Raw genomic sequence first — 22,704 nt, 5'->3', positions numbered from 1 at the left:
ACCCCTGCCGCCATCGGACTTCTACCAAGTGGACCTCCCGGTCGACTCCCCGCGCAGGCTCGACCTGTTCCCCGCCGCCTCGGGACCGCTCGCCATCGTCGGCAATGCGCCGGGCCTCGATGCCGCCGCCGCGATCGACGCGGCGTCCTGCGTCGTGCGCTTCAACAACGCGCCGGGCTTCGGCGGCCGCGCCGGCGTCCGGGTCACCCATCTCGCCCTGGTCAATCGGGGCGGGCAGATGCGCGAGTGGCTCCGCGATCCGCGCTTCCTCGACCGCCCGGTGGTCCGGTGTGCGGATGCCTTCATCCTGCCGTTCCCGATGCTGCCGGCGGAGCAGAACCGCCCCGAACAGGTGTGCTGGACCCGCGAGGTGCTGGAGCTGCTGGCTCCCCTGGGCAAACCCGTCCACATCCTGCCCGAGGACCTGCATCGGGCGGCACGGCTCCGGCTCGCACCCGTCACCACCGACCCTGGACCGGCCGGGCGGCCGAACCCGAGCACCGGCTTCCTGGTGACGCTGGCCTTCCTCCTGGGCCGCCCCCTCCGGCGCGGCCCGGTCGCGGCGCATGGCTTCGGCTTCGACGGCTGGCCCGGCCATCCCTGGACGGCCGAGCGCGCCTGGTTCCGGCAGGCCGAGGCGGCCGGGCATCTCCGCCTCCATCCTTGCCATTCCTGAACGCCGCCACCCGACTTCCCAGTCCTCTCCGACCGCCCCGCCCAGGATCGCGCCCCTCCGATGACGACACTCATCACCGTCCTGAAGAGCGGCGGCCGCTACGACGCGGCCTGGGTCGAGCGCCTCGCCCGCGGCGTGCGCCGCCACGCCCCGGCCTTCGACCGGATCCTCTGCCTCACGGACCTGCCCCTGGCCGTGGCCGGCGTGGAGCGCGTGCCGCTCCGGCACGACTGGCCGGCCTGGTGGGCGAAGATGGAGGCGTTCCGCCCCGGGCTCACGCGCGGACCGACGCTGCTCTGCGACCTCGACACCGTCCTCACCGGGCCGGCCGATGCCCTGGCGGAGCCGGGCCTCACCGCCATGGAGGATTACTTCCACAAGGGCCGCCTCTCCAGCGCCCTGCTGCGGTGGCGGGGCGGCGAACTGGATTTCCTCTACACCGCCTTCGCGGCCGAGCCGGCGCGCTGGATGGCGGCCGGTTCCTGCGGACCGGTGCCGAACGCCGTGCACGGGGATCAGGTCGTCATCGACCACCTGCTGCGCCGGGAGGGCCTGACTCCGGATTTCTTCCAGCATCGGTCCCCCGCGCTGCTCGATTTCTACGACCCGCGACGGGCCGAACACGGTCCGGTGGTCATCTTCATCGGCGAGTCAAAGCCCGATACCGCGACCGGCCCGATCCGGACCGCCTGGGACGGCGCGTCGCCCGCGCGGGGCGACGATCCCGCCGGGGCCTCGGGAGCCGTGCGCTGACCCTTCATCTTTACGGCCGGCATCGGACGGGACATCTTCGACGTTCACAATGTCGCACTCGGCTCGACGTAAAACGAAGCTGCATTGAAGGTGTAAAAAGTGTTTCCGGATGTTTTCTCTGAGTAAATAGTTGGGAATTTTTTCGAAGGCTTAACCCCTGCCGGCTCAGACCCTAAGCAGTGAGGTGGCCATGCAGGCGCTTTTAACGTGTGTTACTCAGAGGCATGACCAGCAGCTCTTACTCGCTGCGGCTCTGGTCTGTTCGATTGGCATCTACGCCGCGTCCGCCATTGCCACCCACGCCGCACGGGCGGAGGGCCTGACGCGTCTCAAGTGGGGGATTTCCAGCATCGTCGCGTCCGGGTGTACCGCCTGGGCCACGCACATGATCGCCTTGCTGGCGTTCCAGCCCGGCATGGCATCCGGCTTCGAGCCGATCCTCACGGCCGTCTCCCTGCTCCTGGTGATCGGCGGCATCGGCGCCGGGGTCCAGCTGTCCCTGGGTCAGCGAAGCCGTCTCCGCCGGTTTGCCGCGGGCGTGATCCTGGGCCTCGGGATCGCGGCCCTGCACTATGTCGGGCAAGCGTCGTATCGCGTGACCGGCCATGTCTCCTGGGACATGGGCCTGGTGGGCGCGTCCGTCCTGATCAGCCTCGTCCTCTCCGGCCTTGCCCTCATCGCGGCGGGCGAGCGCAATCGCCTGTGGCGCCGGGGCGCCGTCCCCCTTCTCCTCGGCTCGATCATCGTCCTGCACCTCTGCGGCATGACCGCGGCGACGCTGGTCTACGACCCCGAGGTCCAACTGCCGGCGACGGCCATCGCGCCGTCGACGATCGCGCCGATCATCGCCGCGATCTCGATCGGCCTGCTGGTGCTGGCCTTCGTCGGCCTGCGCATGACCTTGGCGGCCCGCGCGCAGCTGCGTCGCGACCGCGAGCGCCTGCGCGAGCTGGCGAGCCTGGCCCTCGAGGGGCTCGCCGTCTGCGAGGACGACACCATCACCACCGCCAATCGAAGCCTGGAACTGCTGTCCGGCCGGAGCCAGAGCGCGCTCATCGGTTCCAGCATCACCCGGATGCTGCCGGGATTGATGCTGGCCGACCTGCCCGAGCAGGAGGAGCGCGACGCCGAGCTCATCGACGCGGACGGCCAGGGCGTCCCGGTGCGGGTCCTGCGCAAGGACATCATGCTGGGGCACAAGCGCCAGACGGTCGTCGCCTTCCGCGATCAGCGCGAGCGCCTGCGCTCCGAGGCCCGGCTTCGGACGCTCGCCTTCACCGATACCGTGACGGGCCTGCCGAACCGGGCCCGCTTCGGCGATCTGCTGGCCCACCACGCCGCCGCCCTGCGCGAGCAGGAGCGTGGCTTTGCCGTCCTGATGCTCGACCTCGACCGCTTCAAGTTCGTCAACGACACGCTCGGGCACGGGATGGGCGACGAGCTCCTGCGCAAGGTCGCGGCCCGCCTGCAGGCGGCCGTCGGCGAGGCCGACGTCGTCGCGCGCCTCGGGGGCGACGAGTTCGCGATCCTCCTCCTAAACCGGGCGGGCGCGCCGGGGCCGGAGGCCATCGCCGCGCGGATCGTCGAGGCGATCGACCGCGCCTTCCTGCTGGACGGCCAGCTGGTCCATGTCGGCGTCAGCGTCGGTGTCGCGATCGCCGTCCAGGACGGCCGTGAGCCCGACGCCCTGCTGCGCAACGCCGACCTTGCCCTCTACAAGGCCAAGGCCGAGGGCAGGGCGACCTTCCGGATGTTCGAGCCGGCGCTGGCCGAGCGGATGCAGGCGCGCAGCCGCCTCGAGGCCGACATGCGCCGCGCCCTGGAGGCCGGCGAGTTCGAGGTGCACTACCAGCCCCTCGTCGACTCGCAGACGGGCGTGGTCACGGCGGCGGAGGCCCTGGTGCGCTGGCGCCATCCCGAGCAGGGGCTCGTCGCCCCGGCCGACTTCATTCCCCTCGCGGAAGAGACCGGCCTCATCATGCCCCTCGGGGCCTGGGTGCTGCGGACCGCCTGCACCCATGCGGCGGCCTGGGCCGGCACGATCAAGATCGCCGTCAATCTCTCGCCGGTTCAGTTCCGGGACGACCGGCTTCCCGAGATGGTGGCCGCCGTCCTGGAGACGACGGGACTCCCCGCGAACCGGCTCGAGCTGGAGATCACCGAGGGGGTGATGCTCGACGACGAGACCCGCACCCTCGCGATGCTGACCAAGCTCAAAGCCATCGGGGTCGGCCTCGCCATGGACGATTTCGGTACCGGCTACTCGTCCCTGAGCTACCTGCGCCGCTTTCCGTTCTCGAAGATCAAGATCGATCGTTCGTTCGTCCGCCAGCTGCCCTCGGACCCCGAGAGCGCGGCCATCGTTCGGGCCATCATCACCATGGGGGCCTGCCTCGGCATGGCGACGACGGTCGAGGGGGTCGAGACCGCCGAGCAATACGCCTTCGTGGCGGCCGAGCAGTGCGGCCAGGTGCAGGGCTATCACGTCAGCCGCCCGCTGCCCCACGGCGACTTCCTGGCCTTTCTCACCGACACGAAGATGGCGGCCTGAGGATGCCCCGTCAGTCCGTCGGCACGCCGCGTCCTCGGAACGGGGACCCCGAAGCTCGAGCCTCATCGTGACGCGGCGTTGCCGTGAGCGGCGCACGCTCACCCGGATCGAGGGCCAGACCGTCCCGCTCGCCTCCGCGTGAAGACATCGCGCCGCGCGCCGGTGGCGTGCGGCTCTCGCCCCTTCAGACATCCATCGCCCCGCAGGCGGCCGGCAGGCCAAGGCCCGTCCGCCGCCTGCGGGGCCAGTCCAGAATCCAGGCATCTCCAGAGTCCAGGCATCCATGACCTTCCGCATCGGTACGCGAATCCAACTCATCACCGTCACGGCCCTCCTGTGCATGGCCGCGCTGATCGGCCTGTCGGCCTGGGATCTCTCGCAGGCGATCACGGACGCCCGTGAGATGAAGACGCGCGATCTCGTGGAGACCGCTCACGGCGTCCTGTCCTATTTCGAGGGGGAGGCGCGCGCCGGCCGGATGGACCGCGCGGCGGCGCAGGCGGCGGCCGTGGCGGCGGTGCGCGGGTTGCACTACGCCGGCAGCGAGTATTTCTGGATCCAGGACATGCAGCCCCGCATGGTGCTGCACCCCAAGGCCGAGCTCATCGGCAAGGACATCGGCGGAATCACCGATCCCACCGGCAAGCCTCTCTTCGCCGAGATGGTCGCGCGGGTCCGCCAATCCGGGGCCGGCTTCGTCCCCTACATGTGGTCGAAGCCCGGCGTCGCGGCTCCGGTCGCCAAGATCTCGTATGTCCAGGGGTTCGAGCCCTGGGGCTGGATCATCGGCTCGGGCATCTACGCCGACGACACGGCGGCCCAGCTCCGGCCGACCCTGGTGCGGCTGTTCGGCGCCGCGATCGTGGCCGCGATCCTGCTGGGGATCCTGGCGACGCTGATCGGACGCGGCGTGGCACGGCCCGTCGACACCCTGACGCGCGCGATGGAAGGGCTGGCCGCCGGCCATCTCGACCAGGCGGTCCCGGCCGCGCAAAGGGCCGACGAGGTGGGGCGCATGATCGGCGCCGTGCAGGTCTTCAAGGACAACCTGATCCGCACGCGCGTGCTGGAGGCCGAGACGGCGCAGGCGCGCCTGAGCGCCGAGGCGCAGCGCAGGGCCGGGATGTACCAGATGGCCGACGCCTTCGAATCGGCCGTCGGTGGCGTCATCGGCCTGGTCTCCTCGGCAGCCACCGAACTCCAGGCCACCGCGCAGGCGATGACCACCACCGCGACCGAGACCGCCAGCCAGTCGACGACCGTTGCCGCCGCCGCCGAGGAAGCCACCTCGAACGTCGGCACCGTCGCCGCAGCCGCCGAGGAGCTCGGCTCGTCGGTCCAGGAAATCGGCCGGCAGGTCACCGGCTCGGCCCAGCTGGCCCGGGCCGCCGTCGGCGAGGCGGATGAGACCGCGACCCTGGTGCGGGACCTGAGCGCGGCCGTCACGCGGATCGGGGACGTGGTCGGGTTGATCGCGTCGATCGCCCGCCAGACCAACCTCCTGGCGCTGAATGCGACCATCGAGGCGGCCCGTGCCGGCGAGGCCGGCCTCGGCTTCACCGTCGTGGCCTCCGAGGTGAAGGTCCTGGCGCAGCAGACCGCGGAGGCGACGAACGAGATCTCGCAGCAGATCGGGCAGATCCAGGCGTCGACCCGGCGGGCCGTGACGTCGATCGGCGGGATCGCCGGTCGGATCCAGGAGATCAGCGGCGTGGCCGCGTCGATCGCGGCTGCCGTCGAGCAGCAGGGAGCGGCCACGCAGGAGATCGTCCGGAACGTGAACCAGGCCGCGGCGGGCGCGGGCGAGGTCACCAGCAACATCTCCGGTGTGGCCTCTGCGGCCGAGGAGACCGGCGCCGCCGCCAGCCAGGTCCTCGGCGCGGCATCGGACCTCTCGCGCCAGGCCGAGCAGCTGAACCAGGAAGTCGGACGCTTCCTCGCGACCATCCGGGCCGCCTGAGCGGGGGCGTTCGTCGCGCGGGACGGGCGACGGGCCTGTCCCGGCCAGGCCTCCGCCCGATCCGGCGGGGGCCCGATGGCCTGGGATCGCCCCAGGCCCGTACCGCAGCCCTAGCCGACCACCAGGGTCAGGGCCCGATCTGCCGGCCCGAGGTCGACCCGGCGGCCCCAGTCGAAGGCGAGGAAGTCCTGCTCGATCCCGTCGGCGAAGACCACGCCGCCCTCGTTCATCCGTGACGTGACGGCGAGGACGGCCCCGGCGAGCCGGCCCGCCCGAAGGGTCGTCCCGGTGGCGACGCTCGGGAACGGCTCGCGCACCCAGTAGCCGACCGCCGCTTCCTCCGTGCCGATCCCGACGGTGAGGTGCGTCGCCTCGCCGATCGAGCGAGCCCAGCCGGTCAGGCCGGTGCCCGAGGCCACGATGAGGCCGCTCGACGACTGATCCTCGGCGGTGCCGTCGACCGCGATCCGGTAGCGCGCGGATTGATGGCTGCGGTGGCCGACGAAGATCTCGTTCAGGGCCACGAGCCGCTGGCCGCCGTCGAGGGCAGCCTGCACCATGGTGCGCCGCTCCACCGGGGCCGCTCCCGCGGCGCTGGCCGGGAGCAGGGTGCGCAGGCGTTCCACCGCGACCCGCGCGAGGGCGCCGTCGTAGAGGTCGGGGGCCGGATTGACGCCGATCACCGGCTGCGCGCGCAGGTACTTCGCCACGTTGGCGACGAGGCCGTCCTGGCCCACCGTGACGACGACGTCCTCGGGGGCGAACAGGAAGCGATCGAGGTCGATGCGCCGGGCCAGCGCCTGCCGCCAGTCCCCCGGCACCGCGGCCCGCGCCTGGCCGAGCACGGCGTGGAAGCGGGCGTGCCGGTCCTCGACCTCCGCGAGGCTCTGTCCGCGGCTCTCCAGGAAGAACCGGGCCTGGCCGCGGGTGGCGTGCCGGGCGAGCAGGGCCTCGTAATCGGTCTCGCGGACGACGAACACGGCGCGCGGGGTGATGACCGCCATGGCGCGTCCTCAGCGGGGCGGGGCGGGGGGTGCGACCGGCGGGGCCGCCCCGCGGAATGCCCCGAGGGCGCTCGCCAGCAGGTCCGGCGTGACGTTGACGTGCTCGATGGTCTCCAGCTTGCCCGCGAGTTCGCGGGCGGCCAGTCCGAGGAGCACGGCCGGCGGAAGGTCGCGGTAGATCGCGGCCCGGCGCTGCTCGGCCTCGGCCTGGGCGCCCTCGACGAGACGGATGCGCTCGGCCTCCGCCGCCGCCGCCAGCCCTGTCGCCTCGGCGAGGCCCGCCGCGCGGTCGCGGGCGTTCTCCGCCTCCCGCGCGATGAGCAGCGCTTCCTGCCGGGCCAGCTCCGTCCGGGTCTCCAGCTCGTTCTCCGCGATGGCCCGCTCCTTCTCCACCGCCAGGGCGCGCCGGGCGAAGGTCGCCGCATCGGCCTTCTGCTGCAGGGCCTCGAAGGTGGGCGTCTGCAGGGCGCGCTCCAGCTCGCTCGACGGCGCCAGGTTGGTGAGCCGCACCGAGACCACCGCGAGGCCGATCTCCGCCAGGGCCGGGGCCGTCCCCAGCACCGCCTCGAGGCTCAGGCGCAGGGGCTCGGGCCCGGCATCCAGGAGGGCGCCCACCGGGCTGGCGCCGATCACCTCCAGGACGGCCTGGCCGGCGATGCCGCCGAGACGCGCCTCGATCCGCTCGATCGGCTCGCCCTGCGGCCGGCCGGTGCGAAGCCCGAGGGAGAAGTCGACGCGGCTCGCCAGCAGCTCCGGGTCGACGACGCGCCAGCCGATCGTCCCCTGCACGACCACGGTCTGGAAGTCCCGGCTGCGGCCGCGCACGAACAGGGTCATCTCCCGGTCGTCCATCGGCACCTCGCTGATGCTCGCGGTTTCCGGCCGGAACCAGAAGACGAGGCCCCGCCCGCTCTGCCGGATGCGGCCGTTGCGGTAGCGGATGACGTGGCTGCTCGCCTCGCTCCTGAGCTGGGCGACCGGGCCGAGGTTGCGGATCGTAGCCATGGGACCCTCCTGTGGGGCGCGCACTGGGTTCAGAGCGGTTTCTGGAAGCGGTAGAGCTCGGCGGGCCGGAACGAGGTGCCGGCCTCGCGGGCGCCGGTGGGGACGAGCCAGCCGCGGTCGAGCATCCGGCGGCGGAAGGCGGGCTTGTTCAGGGCGGTGCCCAGGATCGCCTCGTGCACGTCCTGCAACTGGCGCAGGGTGAAGGCCTCGGGCAGCAGCGCGAAGGCGACGTCGGAATAGTCGAGCTTTCCCCGCATCCGCTGCACCGCCAGGGCGAGGATCGCGGCGTGGTCGAAGGCGAGGCGCAGCGGCGTCGCCCGGTCGGGGTCGCCCGCTGCGAAGGCCGCGACCGGGCCCCCCGCCTCGCCCGCCCAGGGCACCGCGAGGAGGGCGGCCGACAGCCCCGCCTCCTGCGCCAGCGCCCGGGCGAAGGCGGCCTCCGGCATCAGCGCGAGGTAGGCCACGGTGACGATGCGCATGCGCGGGTCGCGGTCGAGGGCGCCGAAGGTGTAGAGCTGCTCCCGGTGGGTGTCCGCCACCGCCGCCGGGGCGAACCCCGCCTTCTCGCGCAGCACGCGCTCGGCCGCGCCGTCCAGGGTCTCGTCGGGGCGCACGAAGCTGCCGGGCAGCGCCCAGCGGCCGGCATGCGGGTGCTGGGTGCGCTGCGTCAGGAGCACGGCCGGACGGCCGGCGCGCAGCCCCATCAGGACGAGATCGACGGTGAGGGCCGGCCGCGGGAAGGCGGCGGGGTCATACGCGCGGAGAAAGTCGTCCTCGGTCACGGCGGGGCCTTATGTCCATTTCACATCTAACTAAGATGCAAAATGGATATAAGTCAAGCCCGTGCTCCCGGGGGGCGCCCGATGGGTCGGCGGCGCCGGGCGTGGCCACGACCGGACGTTCGGGGAGGGCTATGCGGTGCCGTTCGGCTAGGGTCTGTCTTGGCGTTCGTCGTATCGGGATAAGCGGTTCCCCCGTATCCCCGACAAACGCCGGGCGCCGGGGATGTCCGAGCACCGGGAGGACGCGCGCATGAGCCTGGATCGACCGGACGGCCCGGGGCCGCGCCGCGTCCTCCTCCTGGGGGCGACCGGCACGATCGGACGGGCCACCGCGCGGGCGCTCGTGGCCCGCGGGCATGCGGTCGTCTGCCTCGTCCGGCGCCGGGTCGGTCCCACGCCCCCGACCGGTGCAGCCGACCCGCCCCGAGCGCCCCCGGGCGCCTCCGAACGGATCGTGGACTTCGCGGATCCCGCGTCGTTGGCGCGCGACGGCATCCGCGGCGAACGGTTCGACGTCCTGGTCTCGTGTCTCGCGTCGCGGACCGGATTGCCCGCGGATGCCTGGGCGATCGATTACGGCGTGTCGCGGAACGCCCTGGAGGCGAGCCGGGCGGCCGGCGTGACCCAGGTCGTCCTGCTGTCGGCGATCTGCGTCCAGAAGCCGATCCTCGCCTTTCAGCGGGCCAAGCTGGCCTTCGAAGCGGTCCTGGTCGCCTCGGGGCTCACCTACACCATCGTTCGGCCGACGGCCTTCTTCAAATCCCTCTCGGGCCAAGTGGAGCGCGTGAAGCGCGGCAAGCCCTTCCTGGTCTTCGGTGACGGGACCCTGACGGCCTGCAGGCCGATCAGTGACGGGGACCTGGGCCGCTACCTCGCGGATTGCCTCGATGACCCGGCGCGGCGCAATCGCGTGCTGCCGATCGGCGGACCGGGCGACGCCATCACGCCGCGGGCGCAGGGTGAGCGACTGTTCGCGCTGCTCGGGCGCGAACCGCGGTTCCGGCACGTTCCGGTCGCCCTGCTCGACGGGATCGTCGCCGTCCTGGCGACGCTCGGACGCGGGGTGCCGGCGCTGGCGGCCAAGGCCGAACTCGCCCGGATCGGCCGCTACTACGCCACCGAGTCCATGCTCGTGCGCGATCCCGCCACCGGCCGATACGATGACGCGATGACCCCCGCGACGGGGTCGGAGACGCTGTTCGACTATTACGCCCAGCTGATCCGCGGCGAGGCGGTCGCCGAGCGCGGCGACCACGCGGTGTTCTGAGGCGGCGCGGCGCGCTCGGACCAGCACGCGCCACCCGGCTATGCTGAAGAATAGTACCGTGTTGCGAGATCAGCATCGCGCAGCATAATGCAATAAAGAGAGGCTTCAGTCGCGCCGGCGCCGTCATCCATGCAAGACTGGTATATCTGGCATATCGTATCTGGCATACCAAGGAGCGGCGGGACGCGTCATAAGCGCTGCAACGCCATCACCGCTCGGGACCGCCCTTCATGACCGCTCTGCTTCTCGTCGCCCTCGCCGGTACCGCCAACGTGGCGCTCGTGGCCTTCGTGGCCGACCGGCTGACCCCGAAGGACGCTGCCGTCACCGCGGCGGGCGAGCTCGTCGTCGTGAACGACAACGCCCCGGCCTCGGCGGTGAAGCTGGCCGCCTGACGGCCCGTCACCCTCTCCTGACGACCGGAGCCATCGGCCCCGCCTCCTCGAGGCGGGGCTTTTTCAGGTCTGTGTTCCGCCGCGGCCGAGGCCTGACGCGGGCGCTGCGGATCGGCTGCCGCGGACGTCCGCCTCGGCCCGGCCCACGGCGGCCGACGGCGGCCGCGTGATCGCCCGCTCGGATCGGCGCTTGAGCAGCAGGCCGATGCCGACCACGAGGGCGGCCCCGAGGGCGCCCATCGCGTGCGGGACGGCGCCCTGCAGGGCCGCGGGCAGCCCCTCGATCAGGTGCCGCTGGACCAGCCGATCGGTGCCGATCATCTCGCCGGCCACCCAGCCCAGCAATCCGCCGCCGAACCAGATCAGGACCGGGAACCGGTCGATCAGCCGGGTGATCAGGCTTGCGCCGACCACCAGGAGCGGCACCGACAGGGCGAGGCCGATGATGAAGAGCGCGTCGTGCCCCTTGGCGGCCCCCGCCACCGCCACGACGTTGTCGAAGCTCATGACGGCATCCGCCACCACGATGGTCCAGATCGCCCTGGGCAGGCTGGAATGCTCCTGGATGGCGCTCTCGTCCTCCGCCTCGCCGCAGACGAGCTTGACGGCGATGTGCAGCAGGATGAGGCCGCCCACCACCTTCAGGAGCGGCACCGCCAGCAGCTGCGAGATGATGACGGCGAAGAAGATCCGCAGCAGGGCCGCCGCGAGGGCGCCCGCGAAGACGCCGATCCGCCGCTGCCGCTCGGGCAGGCCGCGGCAGGCCATGGCGATGACCACCGCGTTGTCGCCCGACAGGATGATGTCGATCCAGACGATCTGCAGGAGCGACAGCAGGAAGGAAGAGGTGAAGTAGGAATCCACGCGGAAAACGCCTCTGCTGCTCCGGCTCGGCGAAGCGATGGGGGACCGGGCAACGCGCTCGGGATGCTGAAGGGACCGGCACGGCCGCGCGCGGCGGACCGGTTTCGGACACGATCGAGGGATTGGCTTCGACGGCGGAGCGGAGCACGGGCGTCCGCCGCGCGACCTCGCGCGCGACGAGGGCCTGCAGGGCGAGCGGACCGGCTTCGGCCTCCCCAGGCACTGTACCACCCTATTCCAGGATGCGCTGCGTCGTGCCCGGATCCGCGCGCGCCGCGCCGCCGCGCGGCCGGTCGCTCGCGGCCCAGAGGCCGAATGTCCCGAGCAGGACCAGGACGATGCGCCCCGCAGGATCGGGGTCGCTCGGAATGGTTCTTCTCAAGAGCCTGTGTCGTAGAACGAAGTCCCGGCGAGAGCCCGTGACGGCGCAATCGACCGATTGGAAGATCTCGCCACACGAGACTTGAAGACATCGCAGAACAGGTTCTAATCCTTGGCCGATCGGGGATCGTGCGGAGGCGGACTGTGCTGCGGAGCGACCAGGTTCCGGCCCGAGCATCGGATCAGCGGCACGCCGCGCGCGGCGCGCGCCTTGCCGGGGTGGACCGGGACCGAGGACGCCTCCGCGCCGCGGCCGAGGAGGCAGCCGGCGGCGCCGAAACCCTGTCGAACAAGAATAAAAACCTGTCTTATAATAGATAGCTATTATATTTACAGGAAGGATCCTGCTTGGTATCGAGGAGGCGGGCGAACGATGTTGCCGGGGCCGACGGTTCGGGGCTCCGGCGAACACCGGATTCCGGCGAACCCGGAACTCCGGTGGACGAACGTCCGAAGGCAAAGCGGCTCCAGACCGCTCATCAAAATCAGCACGGCCGCCCTACGCGTGGCTAACGGGAGGATGCCATGAGCTTGGTGACAGGCTTGCCCTCGACCTTCACGGTGCCGCTGCTCGAGGTCGACGGCGTTACGCTGCAGTACAAGACCCCCCACCACCTCGTCACGGCGACCTACCGGGTCAGCTTCCAGGTCTTCCCGAGCGACCGCTTCGTCCTGCTCGGACCCTCGGGCTGCGGGAAATCCACCCTGCTGAAGTCGGTGGGCGGCTACATGGCGCCGACGGAGGGGCAGATCCGCCTCAAGGGCCAGGCCATCACCGAGCCCGGCCCGGACCGGATGATGGTGTTCCAGGAATTCGACCAGCTCCTGCCCTGGAAGACCGTCCGCCAGAACGTCGCCTTCGCCCTCGAGGCCTCGGGGCGCCTGTCGGGCCGGGCCGCCGACGAGCGGGCCATGCACTATATCGACAAGGTCAACCTCTCGGCCTTCGCCGACAGCTATCCGCACATGCTGTCGGGCGGCATGAAGCAGCGGGTGGCCATCGCCCGCGGCATGGCGATGGAGCCCGACATCCTGCTGATGGACGAGCCCTTCGCGGCCCTGGACGCGCTCACCCGCCGGCGGATGCAGGACGAGCTCTTGGCCCTGTGGGAGGAGACCCGCTTCACGGTGCTGTTCGTCACGCACTCGATCCCGGAGGCGATCAAGATCGGCTCGCGCATCCTCCTGCTCTCGCCGCATCCCGGCGAGGTCAAGGCCGAGCTCAACACCGCCGGCTCGCCGCAGGAGACCCTGCTGCTGGAGCAGCGCATCCATCAGATGCTGTTTTCCGAAGAGATCCAGGAGGCGGAGAATGTCTAGGACTGCGAAGGCGCTCGTGTCACCCGTCCTCCTCCGGCCCGCCCGTCCCGAGATCGTCCGCGAGACCGGCGGCGCCTATGGCGGCGCCGTGGTCGAGAAGCCGCTCTCGACCGTCGAGCGTCTCTACAACCAGGGCTGGCTGCGCAAGCTCGTGATCCTGGCGGTGCTGGCCCTGATCTGGGAGGCCTACGGGCGCTACCTCGACAACGACCTCCTGTTCCCGACCTTCACCGCCACCGTGGCGGCCTTCGGCCGGGGCGTGGCGGACGGCACCCTGGTGCTGCGGGCCTGGGGCTCGATCAAGGTCCTGCTGATCGGCTACGGCCTCGGGATCGTGCTGGCGACCCTGCTCACCGGCATCGCGATCAGCTCGCGCATCGGTACCGACTTCCTCGAGACGATGACGTCGATGTTCAATCCCCTGCCGGCCATCGCGCTGCTGCCCCTGGCGCTGATCTGGTTCGGCCTCGGCAACGGCAGCCTGATCTTCGTGCTGGTCCATTCGGTGACCTGGGCCATCGCCCTCAACACCCATTCGGGCTTCCTCTCGGTCAGCCGGACCCTGAAGATGGTCGGGCGCAACTACGGTCTGCGCGGCGGCCGGCTGATCACCAAGATCCTGATCCCGGCGGCCTTCCCCAGCATCCTCACCGGCCTCAAGGTCGGCTGGGCCTTCGCCTGGCGCACCCTGATCGCGGCGGAACTGGTCTTCGGCGTCAGCTCGGGCTCGGGCGGCCTCGGCTGGTTCATCTTCGAGAACAAGAACATGCTCGACATCCCCAATGTCTTCGCGGGGCTGCTGACGGTGATCCTCATCGGTCTCTGCGTCGAGAACCTGATCTTCCAGACCATCGAGCGCCACACCCTGCAGCGCTGGGGCATGCAGGCGTAAGTCCGCGTCCGGTCGATCGCTTTCCGATCGGCGCGGGCGGAGCGGGCCTCCCCGCCCGTGTGGGACCCGCGCGTGACAGGCGCCGGAGGGAGCGATCGGAGAGGGTCCGGGACCCGATCCGTTCGATCCCTCAGGGGCGCGGACGGGGGCTTCGCGCGCCGCCCAGGGGTGCCCGACCGGCCTCCGCTCCGTCAGTCGAGGTCGGCGCGGTAGTCGAGCGCCGCCGTCCAGCTCTGGCGATACTCGATGGGGTCGCCCGTGAGGGCGACCGCGACCCGGCGCACCAGCAGCAGGGGCGCGCCCGGCGCACAGCCGAGGGCGTCCGCCATGGCGGGGCCAGCCCGGTCGGTGGCGATCGTGTCCCGGGCCCGCGCCACGGTCTGGCCGCAGCGTGCCTGGTAGAGCACGTAGATCTCCTCCAGCATCTCGGCGCCGGGTTCCGGCTTCAGGGCGGCGAAGGGTTCGGCCGGCAGCGCGATGCGCTCGTAGATCAGCGGCACGCCGTCCTCGCTGCGGGTCCGCAGCAGGACCAGCACCCGCGCACCCGCCGCCAGCCCGAGGGCGGCCCGGTCCTGCGCGTCGGCCCGCGCGGTCCCGGCCGAGAGGACGCGGGCCACGGGGCGGAACGGCCGCCCGTCGCCGTGGACGAAGCGCAGGAAGCGGAAGCGCGACCGGTCGCTGGAATGGGGCACGACCTGCGTGCCGCGGCCGTGCTGGCGCTCCAGCAGCCCTTGCCCGACGAGGTCCTCCATGGCCTTGCGGATCGTCCCGATGGAGACGCCGAGGTCGAGGGCCAGCTGCGGCTCGCTCGGCAGGTAGCCGCCCGGCTTCCAGGTCCCGTCCACGATCCGGCGCAGCAGCAGGTCGCGGGCCTGCAGGTAGAGCGGGCGACTCGCCAGGGGTTCCGTCATCAGCGACGTCATGGGTTCGAGCTTGGGTTCGACCTTGGGCTCGAGCTTGGGCTCGACCCGGGCCTCGAGCTTGGGCTCGACCCGGGCCGCGTCCTTGGCGGCGTCCTCGGCCGCGTCCGGCGACCGGACGTCGGGATGCGCCTCGGGATCGGCGGGGGCGCGCATGCGGTTCGACATCGACAACTCATGTATATGACATATGACCGTTGACAGGGGTCGGCACGAGGCTATCGTGGCGCTCGGCACCGGACCAGAGAATTCGGGCCTGCGCAGGAGGAACCCATGGCACTCGGCCGTCTCGTGGCTTTTGGCCGTCTCGTCCGGCTCTGCGGCGCCGCGGCCGTGATCTCGGCCGGTCTCGCGGCGGGTCTTTCCGCGAGCCTCCTGGCCGGCGCGGGATCCGCCCGGGCGGAGGCCTCCGTGGTGCGCCTCGCCAAGCAGTTCGGCATCTCCTACCTGCCGCTCACCGTGATGGAGGAGGAGAAGCTCCTCGAGAAGCAGGCCCGCCAGCAGGGGCTGGAGCTCAAGACCGAGTGGCTGCGCTTCACCGGCGGCTCGGGCATGAACGAGGCCCTGCTCTCGGGGAACCTCGACTTCGCCGCCGGCGGGGTCGGGCCGATGCTCACGATCTGGGGGCGCACGCGGGGCAACCTGCAGGTCAGGGGCGTGGCGGCCCTGAACGCCATGCCGCTCTGGCTGGTGAGCGTGAACCCGGCGGTCACGTCGATCAAGGACTTCACCGAGAAGGACAAGATCGCCCTGCCCACGGTGAAGAGTTCGATCCAGGCCATCACCCTGCAGATGGCCGCCGAGAAGGCCTTCGGGCCGGGCCAGCAGGGCAAGCTCGACCCCCTCACGGTCTCCATGGGCCATCCCGACGCCCAGACGGCGATGCTCGGCGGCCGCTCCGAGATCACCGCGCATTTCGGGTCGCCGCCGTTCCAGGAGATGGAGCTGAAGGACCCCAAGGCCCGCAAGGTGCTCGACAGCTACGACGTCCTCGGGGGGCCGCACACCTTCAACCTCGTCTGGGCGAGCAGCCGCTTCGTCACCGCCAACCCGAAGATCGTGGCCGCCTTCCGGGCCGCCCTGGAGGAGAGCCTGGCCCTGATCAAGGCCGAGCCGGCCCGGGTCGCCGCCCTCTGGATCAAGGCGGAGAACGCCCGGCTCACCGAGGCGGAGGCGGTGGAGATCATCCGCGCGCCGCAGACCCAGTGGACCAGTGCGCCCCTGAACATGCTGGCCTATCTCGACTACATGAACCGCGCCGGCCTCGTGGCCGCCAAGGCCACCGACCAGGGCGAGCTGTTCTTCCCCGGCGCCGTCGCCAAGGCGGAGCGCTGAGGCATGAACGCTCCGGTTCCCACCCCCTCCCGGGCCGACCCCACGGTCGAGGCCGTGCCGGGCGAAGCGCTGACGGTGCGCATCCGGCGGGACGACGGCTTCCAGACCTTCACCGTGGCGCGGCGCCCGGCCCAGACCATCCTCGACGTGGTCACGGAGATCCAGCGCGCGCAGGACCCGACGCTCGCCTACCGCTTCGCCTGCCGGGTCGGCATGTGCGGCTCCTGCGCCATGACGGTGAACGGCCGCCCGCGCTGGACCTGCCGCACCCGGGTCGCGGCGGTGGCGGAGGACGACGGCCTGACCCTCGAGCCCCTGCGCAACCTGCCGGTGATCAAGGATCTGGCCGTCGACATGGAGCCGTTCTTCGCGAAGTGGACGGCCGCCCACGGCGCCTTCGAGCCCGGCGACGCGCCGCCCGCGGACTTCGCCCGGGTGGCGCCGGACTCGCCGGCGCGCCGGGCGGTGGATGCCGGCATCGAGTGCATCAATTGCGGCGTCTGCTACGCCGCCTGCGACGTGGTTACCTGGAACCCGGACTATCTCGGCCCGGCCGCCCTCAACCGGGCCTGGACCCTGGTGAACGACGTCCGCGACCGGGGCCAGGAGGCGCGGCTGGAGGCCGTGTCCGGGGATGCGGGCTGCCAGTCCTGCCACACCCACATGAGCTGCACCGAGCATTGCCCGAAGGCCCTGGCGCCGACCTTCGCCATCGCGGGCCTGAAGCGCGCCACCGCCCGGTCCGCCCTGAAGCGGCTCGGTGCCCGGCACTTCCGGAGGTCGGCATGAGCCCGCTCCTCTACGTGGCGCAGCGCGGCACCGCCGTGATCCTGGCGGTGGCGGTGGCGGTCCATCTCGGCACGATCCTGTACGCCGTGCGCGGCGGCCTCACCGCCGGGGAGATCCTCGGCCGGACGCAGGGCAACCACGCTTTCCTGCTGTTCTACGGCCTCTTCGTGGTGGCGGCGGCGATCCACGCGCCCATCGGCCTGCGCAGCATCCTGCGGGAGTGGACGTCCTGGCGCGGACGCTCCCTCGACGGGGCGATGCTCGCCGTCGCGGCGCTCCTCCTCGTCCTCGGCCTGCGGGCGGCGCTAGCGGTCTACGTCGCATGAGCGCCGGGACGCAGACCGCCGGCCCGCGGCGCGGCGCATTCCGGGCGGCCCGTCCGCGCGCGGGCTTCGCCGCCGCCCTGCTGCATCGCCTCTCGGGGATCGCCCTGGCGCTGTTCCTGCCGATGCACTTCATCGCCCTCGGCACCGCGCTGCAGGGGGCCGACCGCCTCGAGAGCTTCCTCGGGCTGACCCATAACGGCTTCGTGCGCACGGCCGAATGGGGCCTCGTCAGCGCGCTCGCCCTGCACATGGTCCTGGGCCTGCGCGTGCTGGCCGTGGAGTGGTTCGTCGCCCGGGAGCGGACGGCGCTCGTCGTCTCCGCCTGCGTGGCGGCGGGCCTCGCGGTGGGGCTCCTGTTCCTGCTCGGCGGCGCCTGAGCCCAACCCCCTGAAAGGAGACCGGCATGGACCTCGACCTCACCGAAGTCGAAGCGGTGTGCAAGGACCTCTACGTCCGCGCCCTGAAGCTGCTGCCGCCGGACATCAAGGCGGGCTTCGCGGATCTCGCCCGCGACGAGACCAGCGCCACCGGCCGGGCGATCCTCGGCACCATGGTGGAGAACATCGCGGTGGCCGAGCGCACCAGGAACATCCTCTGCCAGGACACCGGCATCCCGATCTACAACGTGGTGATCGGGCGCGACGTGCGCGTCGAGGGCATCGACCTCAAGGCCGCCATCCGACGCGGCTGCGCCCGGGCCACCACCGAGCACTCCCTGCGCTCCTCCGTGGTCCACCCGATCACCCGCGTGAACGAGCAGACCTCCTGCGGCCTCCGCGTGCCGATCATCCACGTGGATTTCGACGACCGGCCCGAGACCGTGTCGGTGGAGATGATCCCCAAGGGCTCGGGCTCGGAGAACGGCTCGTTCCTGCAGATGCTCCTGCCCTCGGACGGCATCAACGCGGTCAAGCGCTTCGTCATCGACCGGGTGATCGAGCTCGGCGGCCGCGTCTGCCCGCCGACCATCGTGGGCGTCGGCATCGGCGGCACCTCGGACCTGTGCATGCACCTCGCCAAGGTGGCGGCCACCCGCAAGCTGCGCACCGCCTGCTCCGATCCCGAGGGCGCCCGGATCGAGGCGGAGCTGTCGCGCGCCGTCAACGAGCTCGGCATCGGCCCGCAAGGGCTCGGCGGCCGCTCCACCAGCTTCGCGGTCCATGTCGAGGTCGCCGCGACCCACATCACCCAGAACCCGGTGGCGGTGAACATCCAGTGCCACTCGGCCCGCCGGGCCCGGGCGACCTTCACGCCCGGCGGCATCGCCTTCGACTGAGCCCGGCGCACGCCACCAGACGCCTTCACAGACGCGGCCGCCGGGAGGGCAGCGCCATGCACCACGTTCTCGACATGCCGATCGACGCGGCGCAGGCCCGCGCCCTGAAGATCGGCGACACCGTCACCCTGCGCAAGACCCTGTTCGGCATCCGCGACGCCACCCTGATCCACATGTTCGACCGGGAGCGCCGGACCCATCTCGACCTGTCCGGCCACGCGGTCATCCACACCGCGCCCAACGTCCACCGCGTGCCGGTCTCGCCCGAGGCGCCCGTGGGCTACGCGCCGTTCTGCATCGGCACCACCACCTCCATGCGGATGGAGCGCTTCACCGACGCCCTGATGCGGCGCGAGGGCGTCCGCCTCATCGTCGGCAAGGGCGGCATGGGGCCGAAGACCCTGGAGGCCTTCGCCGAGCAGGGCGGCGCCTACCTCGCCATCGTGGGCGGCGCCGCTGCCCTGGAGACGACCTGGATCGAGCGGATCGACGACATCGACCTCGACGACCTCCACCCCGAGAGCCTGTGGAAGTTCGCGATCCGCGACTTCGGACCCCTCCTGGTCGGCATGGATTCCCATGGCGGCTCGCTCTTCGCCGAGGTCCAGCGCGACGTCGCCAGCCGGCGGGATGCCATCATCGAGAGCCTGGGAGCCGCCTGATGCGCACCGTGCCGACGACCATCGAGACCGACATCCTCATCCTGGGCTCCGGGGGCGCCGGCCTGTTCGCCGCCCTCCACGCCAAGAAGGCCGCCCCCGACCTGGAGGTCACCGTCGCGGTCAAGGGGCTGCTCGGCAAGTGCGGCTGCACCCGCATGGTCCAGGGCGGCTACAACGTCGCCCTCGCCCCGGGCGATTCGGTCGAGCGCCACTTCATGGACACGATCGAGGGCGGCAAGTGGCTCAACAACCAGGAGCTGGCCTGGACCCTGGTCACGGAGGCGCAGGTCCGCATCCGCGAGCTGGAGACCGAGCTCGGCTGCTTCTTCGACCGCAACCCCGACGGCAGCGTCCACCAGAAGGCCTTCGCCGGGCAGACCTTCGACCGCACGGTGCACAAGGGCGACCTCACCGGCATCGAGATCATCAACCGCCTCTCCGAGCAGGTCTGGCGCCGCGACGTCCGGCGCCTGGAGGATCACCGCGCCCTCGAGCTGATCCCGGCCGCCGACGGCTCCGGCCTCGCCGGCGTCCTGATGCTCGACATGCGGACCGGCATCCCGGTCCTGGTCCGCGCCCGGGCGACCCTGCTCGCCACCGGCGGCGGCCCGACCATGTACAAGTTCCACACGCCCTCCGGCGACAAGACCTGCGACGGGCTCGCCATGGCGCTCCGCGCGGGCCTGCCCCTGCGCGACATGGAGATGGTCCAGTTCCATCCCACCGGCCTGCTGGCGGGCGCGGGCACCCGGATGACCGGCACGGTGCTGGAGGAAGGGCTCCGGGGCGCGGGCGGCTACCTGCTCGATGCGTCGCAGGAGCGCTTCATGCAGCACTACGATCCCCGCGCCGAGCGGGCGACCCGCGACGTCGTCAGCCGCTCGATCATGCGGCGGATCCGCGACGGCCATGCCACGCCGCATGGCGGCGTCTACATCCAGATGAGCCATCTCGGCACCGCGGACGTGGCCGCCAAGTTCAAGGGCATGGTCGAGCGCTGCGCCGATTGCGGCTTCGACCTCGCCGGGGGCCTGGTCGAGGTCATCCCCACGGCCCACTACATGATGGGCGGGGTCGCCTTCCGTCCCGGCTGCGGCACCGCGCTGCCGCGCCTCTACGCGGCCGGCGAGGATACCGGCGGGGTGCACGGGGCCAACCGCCTCGGCGGCAACGGCGTCGCCAACTCGACGGTGTTCGGCGGGCTGGCCGGCTCCGCCATGGCCCGCGCGGTGCGCGGTGCGCGGACCCTGGCCGAGCCCGATCCCCACGCGGTCGAGGCCGGGCTCGCCCGCGCCTACGGTCCCCTCGGCCGCCCGGCCGGAGACCTGGAGGCGATCCGGGAGGCCCTCTACGCCACCATGTGGGACGATGTCGGCATCCTGCGCGACGCGGCCGGGCTGGCCCGGGCGGGCGAGCGCCTCGACGGCCTCGCGGCCGCGGTGGCGGAGGCCGGCATCCCCGACGGCGACCGCCGCTACAACCTGACCTGGATGGACCGGCTCAACCTCGAGAACCTCGTCCTCGTCAGCCAGGCGATCCAGGCCGCGGCCCTGGCCCGCACCGACAGCCGCGGGGCGCATTTCCGCGAGGACTTCCCCGAGACCTCGGATCTCGCCACCTCGCACTACACCGTGGTGCGCCAGGCCGGGGACGGACTCGACGTCACCCTGGAGCCCGTCGCCTTCACCCATGTGCGCCCGGGCGCCTCCCTCCTCGACGCGGCCGCCTGAGGCCGCACCCCCACCTCGACGCGGCCGCCGGAGGCCGCACCCCCTCAACGCGGCCGCCTGAGGCCGCACCCCCATCCGACGGAGCGCGGAGAGAGACGTCATGGACCAGTCCCCGGGCCGGCCGCGCGGCGCCGACATCGTCGTCGAGACGCTGGAGCGCCTCGGCGTCCGCCGCATCTTCACCCTGTCGGGCAACCACATCATGCCGATCTTCGACGCCCTGCTGGGCACGGACATCGCGGTGGTGCATGTCCGCCAGGAGGCCGCCTGCGTGCACATGGCCGATGCCTGGGGGCGCCTGACCGGGGAGGTCGGCGTCGCCCTGGTCACCGGCGGCCAGGGGCAGACCAACGGTGCCGCCGCCCTGTTCACCGCGCTGGCGGCGGAGAGCCCGGTCCTGCTGCTCTCGGGGCATGCCGGCCTGTCGGAGATCGGGCGCGGCGCCTTCCAGGAACTCGCCCAGGCCGACATCGCCCGGCCGATGACCAAGGCCTCGTGGACCGCCGCCTCCGTCGACACCCTGGCGGACGACATCGCCCGGGCCCTGCGGATCGCCCGCGAGGGCCGGCCGGGGCCCGTGCATCTCAGCCTGCCGGTCGACCTCCTGGAGGCACCGGCCCAGGCCGTCCCTCCTTCCTCAGTCCCAGCCGAGGCCGCGATCCGGGCCGGCGAGCCTGGCGCCGACCTCGTCGCGGCGGTGATGGCGGAGCTCGGCCGGGCGCAGCGCCCGCTGATCCTGTGCGGCCCGGTCGCCTGCGGCGCCGCGGGGCGCGCCCGGATGGCGGCGCTGGAGGCGGCCTCGGGCCTGCCGGTCCTCGGCATGGAAAGCCCGCGCGGCCTCAACGATCCGAGTCTCGGTGCCTTCGCCGAGGTGCTGGCCCAGGCCGACTGCCTCGTGCTCGTGGGCAAGCCCCTCGACTTCACCCTGAAGTTCGGCGAGGCGCCCGCGGTGGCGCCGGCCTGCCGCTTCGTCGTCATCGACCCCGATCCCACCCTCGTCGCGCGGGTCGACCCGGCCCGCCTCGCCGTCGCGGGCGCGGGCGATGCGCTGGCGACCCTCGCGGCCCTGGCCCGATCCTGCCGCGCACGCTCCTCCGACGCGGCGCGCCGCCCCGGCGACGGGACGGACTGGCCGGCCGCCGTGCGGGCCGCGGTGGCGTACCGGCCCGCGGACTGGGACGACCGGCGCGGTCCCGAGGGCCGCCTCCATCCGGTGGAGCTGTGCCGCGGGGTCGCCGCCTTCCTCGACCGGCATCCCGGCGGCACGCTGATCTGCGACGGGGGCGAGATCGGGCAATGGCCCCAGGCCCTGGTGCAGGCCCCCCGGCGCCTCATCAACGGGGTCTCGGGCACCATCGGGGCCTCGCTGCCCTTCGCCCTGGCGGCCCGGCTCCACGACCCGGCGGGGCCCGTGGTGGCGGTCCTGGGGGACGGCACCTTCGGCTTCCACATGGCCGAGTTCGACACCGCCGTGCGCTACGGCCTGCCTTTCATCGCGGTGGTGGGCAACGATGCCCGCTGGAACGCCGAGTACCAGATCCAGCTGCGCCAGTACGGCGCGGCGCGGGCCCGCCACTGCGACCTCCTCAGCTCCCGCTACGACCGCGTCGTCACGGCGCTCGGCGGCCACGGCGCCCTCGTGACCCGGGCCGAGGACCTGCCCGGGGCGCTGGAGGAGGCCCATGCCAGCGGCCTGCCGGCCTGCCTCAACGTGCTGATCGACAGCGTGCCCGCCCCGGTGATCCGCCGGCCGAAGGTCTCCGCTCCGTAAGGCGGGCCGACCGCCCCCACCCTCGCGAGTCCGGTCCAGGGAGGT

The 22,704-nt window shown here is 72.0% G+C and carries 22 protein-coding genes; 16 read left to right on the top strand and 6 right to left on the bottom strand.

Annotated features, from left to right (window positions below; genetic code table 11):
* The first annotated feature begins 28 nt into the window (after positions 1-28).
* The 4 genes from AC0IY1_RS17985 (at position 29) to AC0IY1_RS17970 (ending at position 5,940) form a co-directional block, all read left to right on the top strand.
* On the top strand, positions 29-676 hold the full coding sequence (locus tag AC0IY1_RS17985) for a hypothetical protein (protein WP_471771433.1): 648 nt from the start codon (positions 29-31) through the stop codon (positions 674-676).
* 60 nt (positions 677-736) lie between these two features.
* A complete protein-coding gene (locus tag AC0IY1_RS17980) occupies positions 737-1,429 on the top strand; it encodes a hypothetical protein (RefSeq protein WP_055957609.1) in 693 nt (230 codons plus the stop codon).
* Between the two features lie 190 nt (positions 1,430-1,619).
* A complete protein-coding gene (locus AC0IY1_RS17975) occupies positions 1,620-3,980 on the top strand; it encodes a bifunctional diguanylate cyclase/phosphodiesterase (protein ID WP_055957606.1) in 2,361 nt (786 codons plus the stop codon).
* Positions 3,981-4,263: 283 nt separating this feature from the next.
* Positions 4,264-5,940 (top strand): methyl-accepting chemotaxis protein, encoded by a 1,677-nt coding sequence (locus AC0IY1_RS17970; RefSeq protein ID WP_055957602.1) that lies wholly within the window; start codon positions 4,264-4,266, stop codon positions 5,938-5,940.
* Positions 5,941-6,050: 110 nt separating this feature from the next.
* Here the strand turns inward: AC0IY1_RS17970 and AC0IY1_RS17965 are convergent, their stop codons facing one another.
* From AC0IY1_RS17965 to AC0IY1_RS17955, 3 genes are read right to left on the bottom strand one after another with little or no spacing between them, the layout of a single operon-like run.
* Positions 6,051-6,944 (bottom strand): NAD(+)/NADH kinase, encoded by an 894-nt coding sequence (locus tag AC0IY1_RS17965; RefSeq protein WP_055957599.1) that lies wholly within the window; start codon positions 6,942-6,944, stop codon positions 6,051-6,053.
* Between the two features lie 9 nt (positions 6,945-6,953).
* On the bottom strand, positions 6,954-7,949 hold the full coding sequence (locus AC0IY1_RS17960; protein ID WP_055957596.1) for an SPFH domain-containing protein: 996 nt from the start codon (positions 7,947-7,949) through the stop codon (positions 6,954-6,956).
* 29 nt (positions 7,950-7,978) lie between these two features.
* Positions 7,979-8,731: an NUDIX hydrolase gene (locus AC0IY1_RS17955; RefSeq protein WP_055957593.1), complete on the bottom strand. Its 753-nt coding sequence runs from the start codon at positions 8,729-8,731 to the stop codon at positions 7,979-7,981.
* Between the two features lie 250 nt (positions 8,732-8,981).
* On the opposite strand from AC0IY1_RS17955, the gene AC0IY1_RS17950 reads away from it, so the two are divergent.
* Positions 8,982-9,998: an NAD(P)H-binding protein gene (locus tag AC0IY1_RS17950; protein WP_471771311.1), complete on the top strand. Its 1,017-nt coding sequence runs from the start codon at positions 8,982-8,984 to the stop codon at positions 9,996-9,998.
* 230 nt (positions 9,999-10,228) lie between these two features.
* Positions 10,229-10,393, top strand: coding sequence for a hypothetical protein (locus tag AC0IY1_RS17945; RefSeq protein ID WP_200930235.1), 165 nt, complete (start codon positions 10,229-10,231; stop codon positions 10,391-10,393).
* A 63-nt stretch (positions 10,394-10,456) separates the two neighbouring features.
* Here the strand turns inward: AC0IY1_RS17945 and AC0IY1_RS17940 are convergent, their stop codons facing one another.
* Both AC0IY1_RS17940 and AC0IY1_RS17935 read right to left on the bottom strand, forming a co-directional pair.
* Positions 10,457-11,257 (bottom strand): TerC family protein, encoded by an 801-nt coding sequence (locus AC0IY1_RS17940; protein WP_055957590.1) that lies wholly within the window; start codon positions 11,255-11,257, stop codon positions 10,457-10,459.
* 232 nt (positions 11,258-11,489) lie between these two features.
* Positions 11,490-11,639 carry a hypothetical protein gene (locus AC0IY1_RS17935; protein WP_156375840.1) on the bottom strand — a complete coding sequence of 50 codons (150 nt, stop codon included), beginning with the start codon at positions 11,637-11,639 and terminating at the stop codon, positions 11,490-11,492.
* Positions 11,640-12,163: 524 nt separating this feature from the next.
* Between AC0IY1_RS17935 and AC0IY1_RS17930 the strand changes: the two genes are divergently transcribed.
* Together AC0IY1_RS17930 and AC0IY1_RS17925 are read left to right on the top strand one after the other, a co-directional pair.
* Positions 12,164-12,958 carry an ABC transporter ATP-binding protein gene (locus AC0IY1_RS17930; protein ID WP_055957586.1) on the top strand — a complete coding sequence of 265 codons (795 nt, stop codon included), beginning with the start codon at positions 12,164-12,166 and terminating at the stop codon, positions 12,956-12,958.
* On the top strand, positions 12,951-13,850 hold the full coding sequence (locus AC0IY1_RS17925) for an ABC transporter permease (RefSeq protein ID WP_055957584.1): 900 nt from the start codon (positions 12,951-12,953) through the stop codon (positions 13,848-13,850). The genes AC0IY1_RS17930 and AC0IY1_RS17925 overlap by 8 nt, the downstream gene beginning before the upstream one ends.
* A 191-nt stretch (positions 13,851-14,041) precedes the next feature.
* Here AC0IY1_RS17925 and AC0IY1_RS17920 read toward each other — a convergent pair whose 3' ends face one another.
* On the bottom strand, positions 14,042-14,938 hold the full coding sequence (locus AC0IY1_RS17920) for a GntR family transcriptional regulator (RefSeq protein WP_055957581.1): 897 nt from the start codon (positions 14,936-14,938) through the stop codon (positions 14,042-14,044).
* 105 nt (positions 14,939-15,043) lie between these two features.
* Between AC0IY1_RS17920 and AC0IY1_RS17915 the strand changes: the two genes are divergently transcribed.
* From AC0IY1_RS17915 to AC0IY1_RS17880, 8 genes are all read left to right on the top strand, one after another.
* Positions 15,044-16,105, top strand: a complete 1,062-nt coding sequence (locus AC0IY1_RS17915) for an ABC transporter substrate-binding protein (RefSeq protein ID WP_082513236.1) — start codon at positions 15,044-15,046, stop codon at positions 16,103-16,105.
* Between the two features lie 3 nt (positions 16,106-16,108).
* Entirely contained in the window at positions 16,109-16,894 is a 786-nt protein-coding gene (locus AC0IY1_RS17910) for a succinate dehydrogenase/fumarate reductase iron-sulfur subunit (protein ID WP_082513235.1), read from the top strand.
* The gene (locus AC0IY1_RS17905; protein WP_055957578.1) at positions 16,891-17,220 is read left to right on the top strand and encodes a succinate dehydrogenase; all 330 of its coding nucleotides are present in this window, start codon (positions 16,891-16,893) and stop codon (positions 17,218-17,220) included. Before AC0IY1_RS17910 ends, AC0IY1_RS17905 begins: the two co-directional genes overlap by 4 nt.
* Positions 17,217-17,597 (top strand): succinate dehydrogenase, cytochrome b556 subunit, encoded by a 381-nt coding sequence (sdhC, locus tag AC0IY1_RS17900; protein WP_055957575.1) that lies wholly within the window; start codon positions 17,217-17,219, stop codon positions 17,595-17,597. Before AC0IY1_RS17905 ends, sdhC begins: the two co-directional genes overlap by 4 nt.
* Before the next feature lie 26 nt (positions 17,598-17,623).
* Positions 17,624-18,496, top strand: a complete 873-nt coding sequence (locus AC0IY1_RS17895) for a fumarate hydratase (RefSeq protein WP_055957572.1) — start codon at positions 17,624-17,626, stop codon at positions 18,494-18,496.
* A 56-nt stretch (positions 18,497-18,552) separates the two neighbouring features.
* Positions 18,553-19,158, top strand: coding sequence for a fumarate hydratase C-terminal domain-containing protein (locus AC0IY1_RS17890; protein WP_055957569.1), 606 nt, complete (start codon positions 18,553-18,555; stop codon positions 19,156-19,158).
* Positions 19,158-20,888, top strand: coding sequence for an L-aspartate oxidase (locus tag AC0IY1_RS17885; protein ID WP_055957567.1), 1,731 nt, complete (start codon positions 19,158-19,160; stop codon positions 20,886-20,888). Before AC0IY1_RS17890 ends, AC0IY1_RS17885 begins: the two co-directional genes overlap by 1 nt.
* A gap of 100 nt (positions 20,889-20,988) precedes the next feature.
* Positions 20,989-22,659, top strand: coding sequence for a thiamine pyrophosphate-binding protein (locus AC0IY1_RS17880; RefSeq protein ID WP_471771306.1), 1,671 nt, complete (start codon positions 20,989-20,991; stop codon positions 22,657-22,659).
* The last annotated feature ends 45 nt before the right edge of the window (positions 22,660-22,704 follow it).

This window comes from Methylobacterium sp. AC690 (assembly GCF_979256535.1).
The sequence above is the reverse complement of the archived record's forward strand: the minus strand, read 5'-3'. Positions and strand labels throughout refer to the sequence as shown.

Coding starts and splice junctions, on each gene's coding strand:
- AC0IY1_RS17970 (WP_055957602.1), top strand. CDS start 4,264: ATGACCTTCCGCATCGGTACGCGAATCCAACTCATCACCGTCACGGCC.
- AC0IY1_RS17910 (WP_082513235.1), top strand. CDS start 16,109: ATGAACGCTCCGGTTCCCACCCCCTCCCGGGCCGACCCCACGGTCGAG.
- AC0IY1_RS17905 (WP_055957578.1), top strand. CDS start 16,891: ATGAGCCCGCTCCTCTACGTGGCGCAGCGCGGCACCGCCGTGATCCTG.
- AC0IY1_RS17960 (WP_055957596.1), bottom strand. CDS start 7,949: ATGGCTACGATCCGCAACCTCGGCCCGGTCGCCCAGCTCAGGAGCGAG.
- AC0IY1_RS17945 (WP_200930235.1), top strand. CDS start 10,229: ATGACCGCTCTGCTTCTCGTCGCCCTCGCCGGTACCGCCAACGTGGCG.
- sdhC (WP_055957575.1), top strand. CDS start 17,217: ATGAGCGCCGGGACGCAGACCGCCGGCCCGCGGCGCGGCGCATTCCGG.
- AC0IY1_RS17880 (WP_471771306.1), top strand. CDS start 20,989: ATGGACCAGTCCCCGGGCCGGCCGCGCGGCGCCGACATCGTCGTCGAG.
- AC0IY1_RS17975 (WP_055957606.1), top strand. CDS start 1,620: ATGCAGGCGCTTTTAACGTGTGTTACTCAGAGGCATGACCAGCAGCTC.
- AC0IY1_RS17885 (WP_055957567.1), top strand. CDS start 19,158: ATGCGCACCGTGCCGACGACCATCGAGACCGACATCCTCATCCTGGGC.
- AC0IY1_RS17890 (WP_055957569.1), top strand. CDS start 18,553: ATGCACCACGTTCTCGACATGCCGATCGACGCGGCGCAGGCCCGCGCC.
- AC0IY1_RS17920 (WP_055957581.1), bottom strand. CDS start 14,938: ATGTCGAACCGCATGCGCGCCCCCGCCGATCCCGAGGCGCATCCCGAC.
- AC0IY1_RS17980 (WP_055957609.1), top strand. CDS start 737: ATGACGACACTCATCACCGTCCTGAAGAGCGGCGGCCGCTACGACGCG.
- AC0IY1_RS17965 (WP_055957599.1), bottom strand. CDS start 6,944: ATGGCGGTCATCACCCCGCGCGCCGTGTTCGTCGTCCGCGAGACCGAT.
- AC0IY1_RS17930 (WP_055957586.1), top strand. CDS start 12,164: ATGAGCTTGGTGACAGGCTTGCCCTCGACCTTCACGGTGCCGCTGCTC.
- AC0IY1_RS17925 (WP_055957584.1), top strand. CDS start 12,951: ATGTCTAGGACTGCGAAGGCGCTCGTGTCACCCGTCCTCCTCCGGCCC.
- AC0IY1_RS17950 (WP_471771311.1), top strand. CDS start 8,982: ATGAGCCTGGATCGACCGGACGGCCCGGGGCCGCGCCGCGTCCTCCTC.
- AC0IY1_RS17895 (WP_055957572.1), top strand. CDS start 17,624: ATGGACCTCGACCTCACCGAAGTCGAAGCGGTGTGCAAGGACCTCTAC.
- AC0IY1_RS17915 (WP_082513236.1), top strand. CDS start 15,044: ATGGCACTCGGCCGTCTCGTGGCTTTTGGCCGTCTCGTCCGGCTCTGC.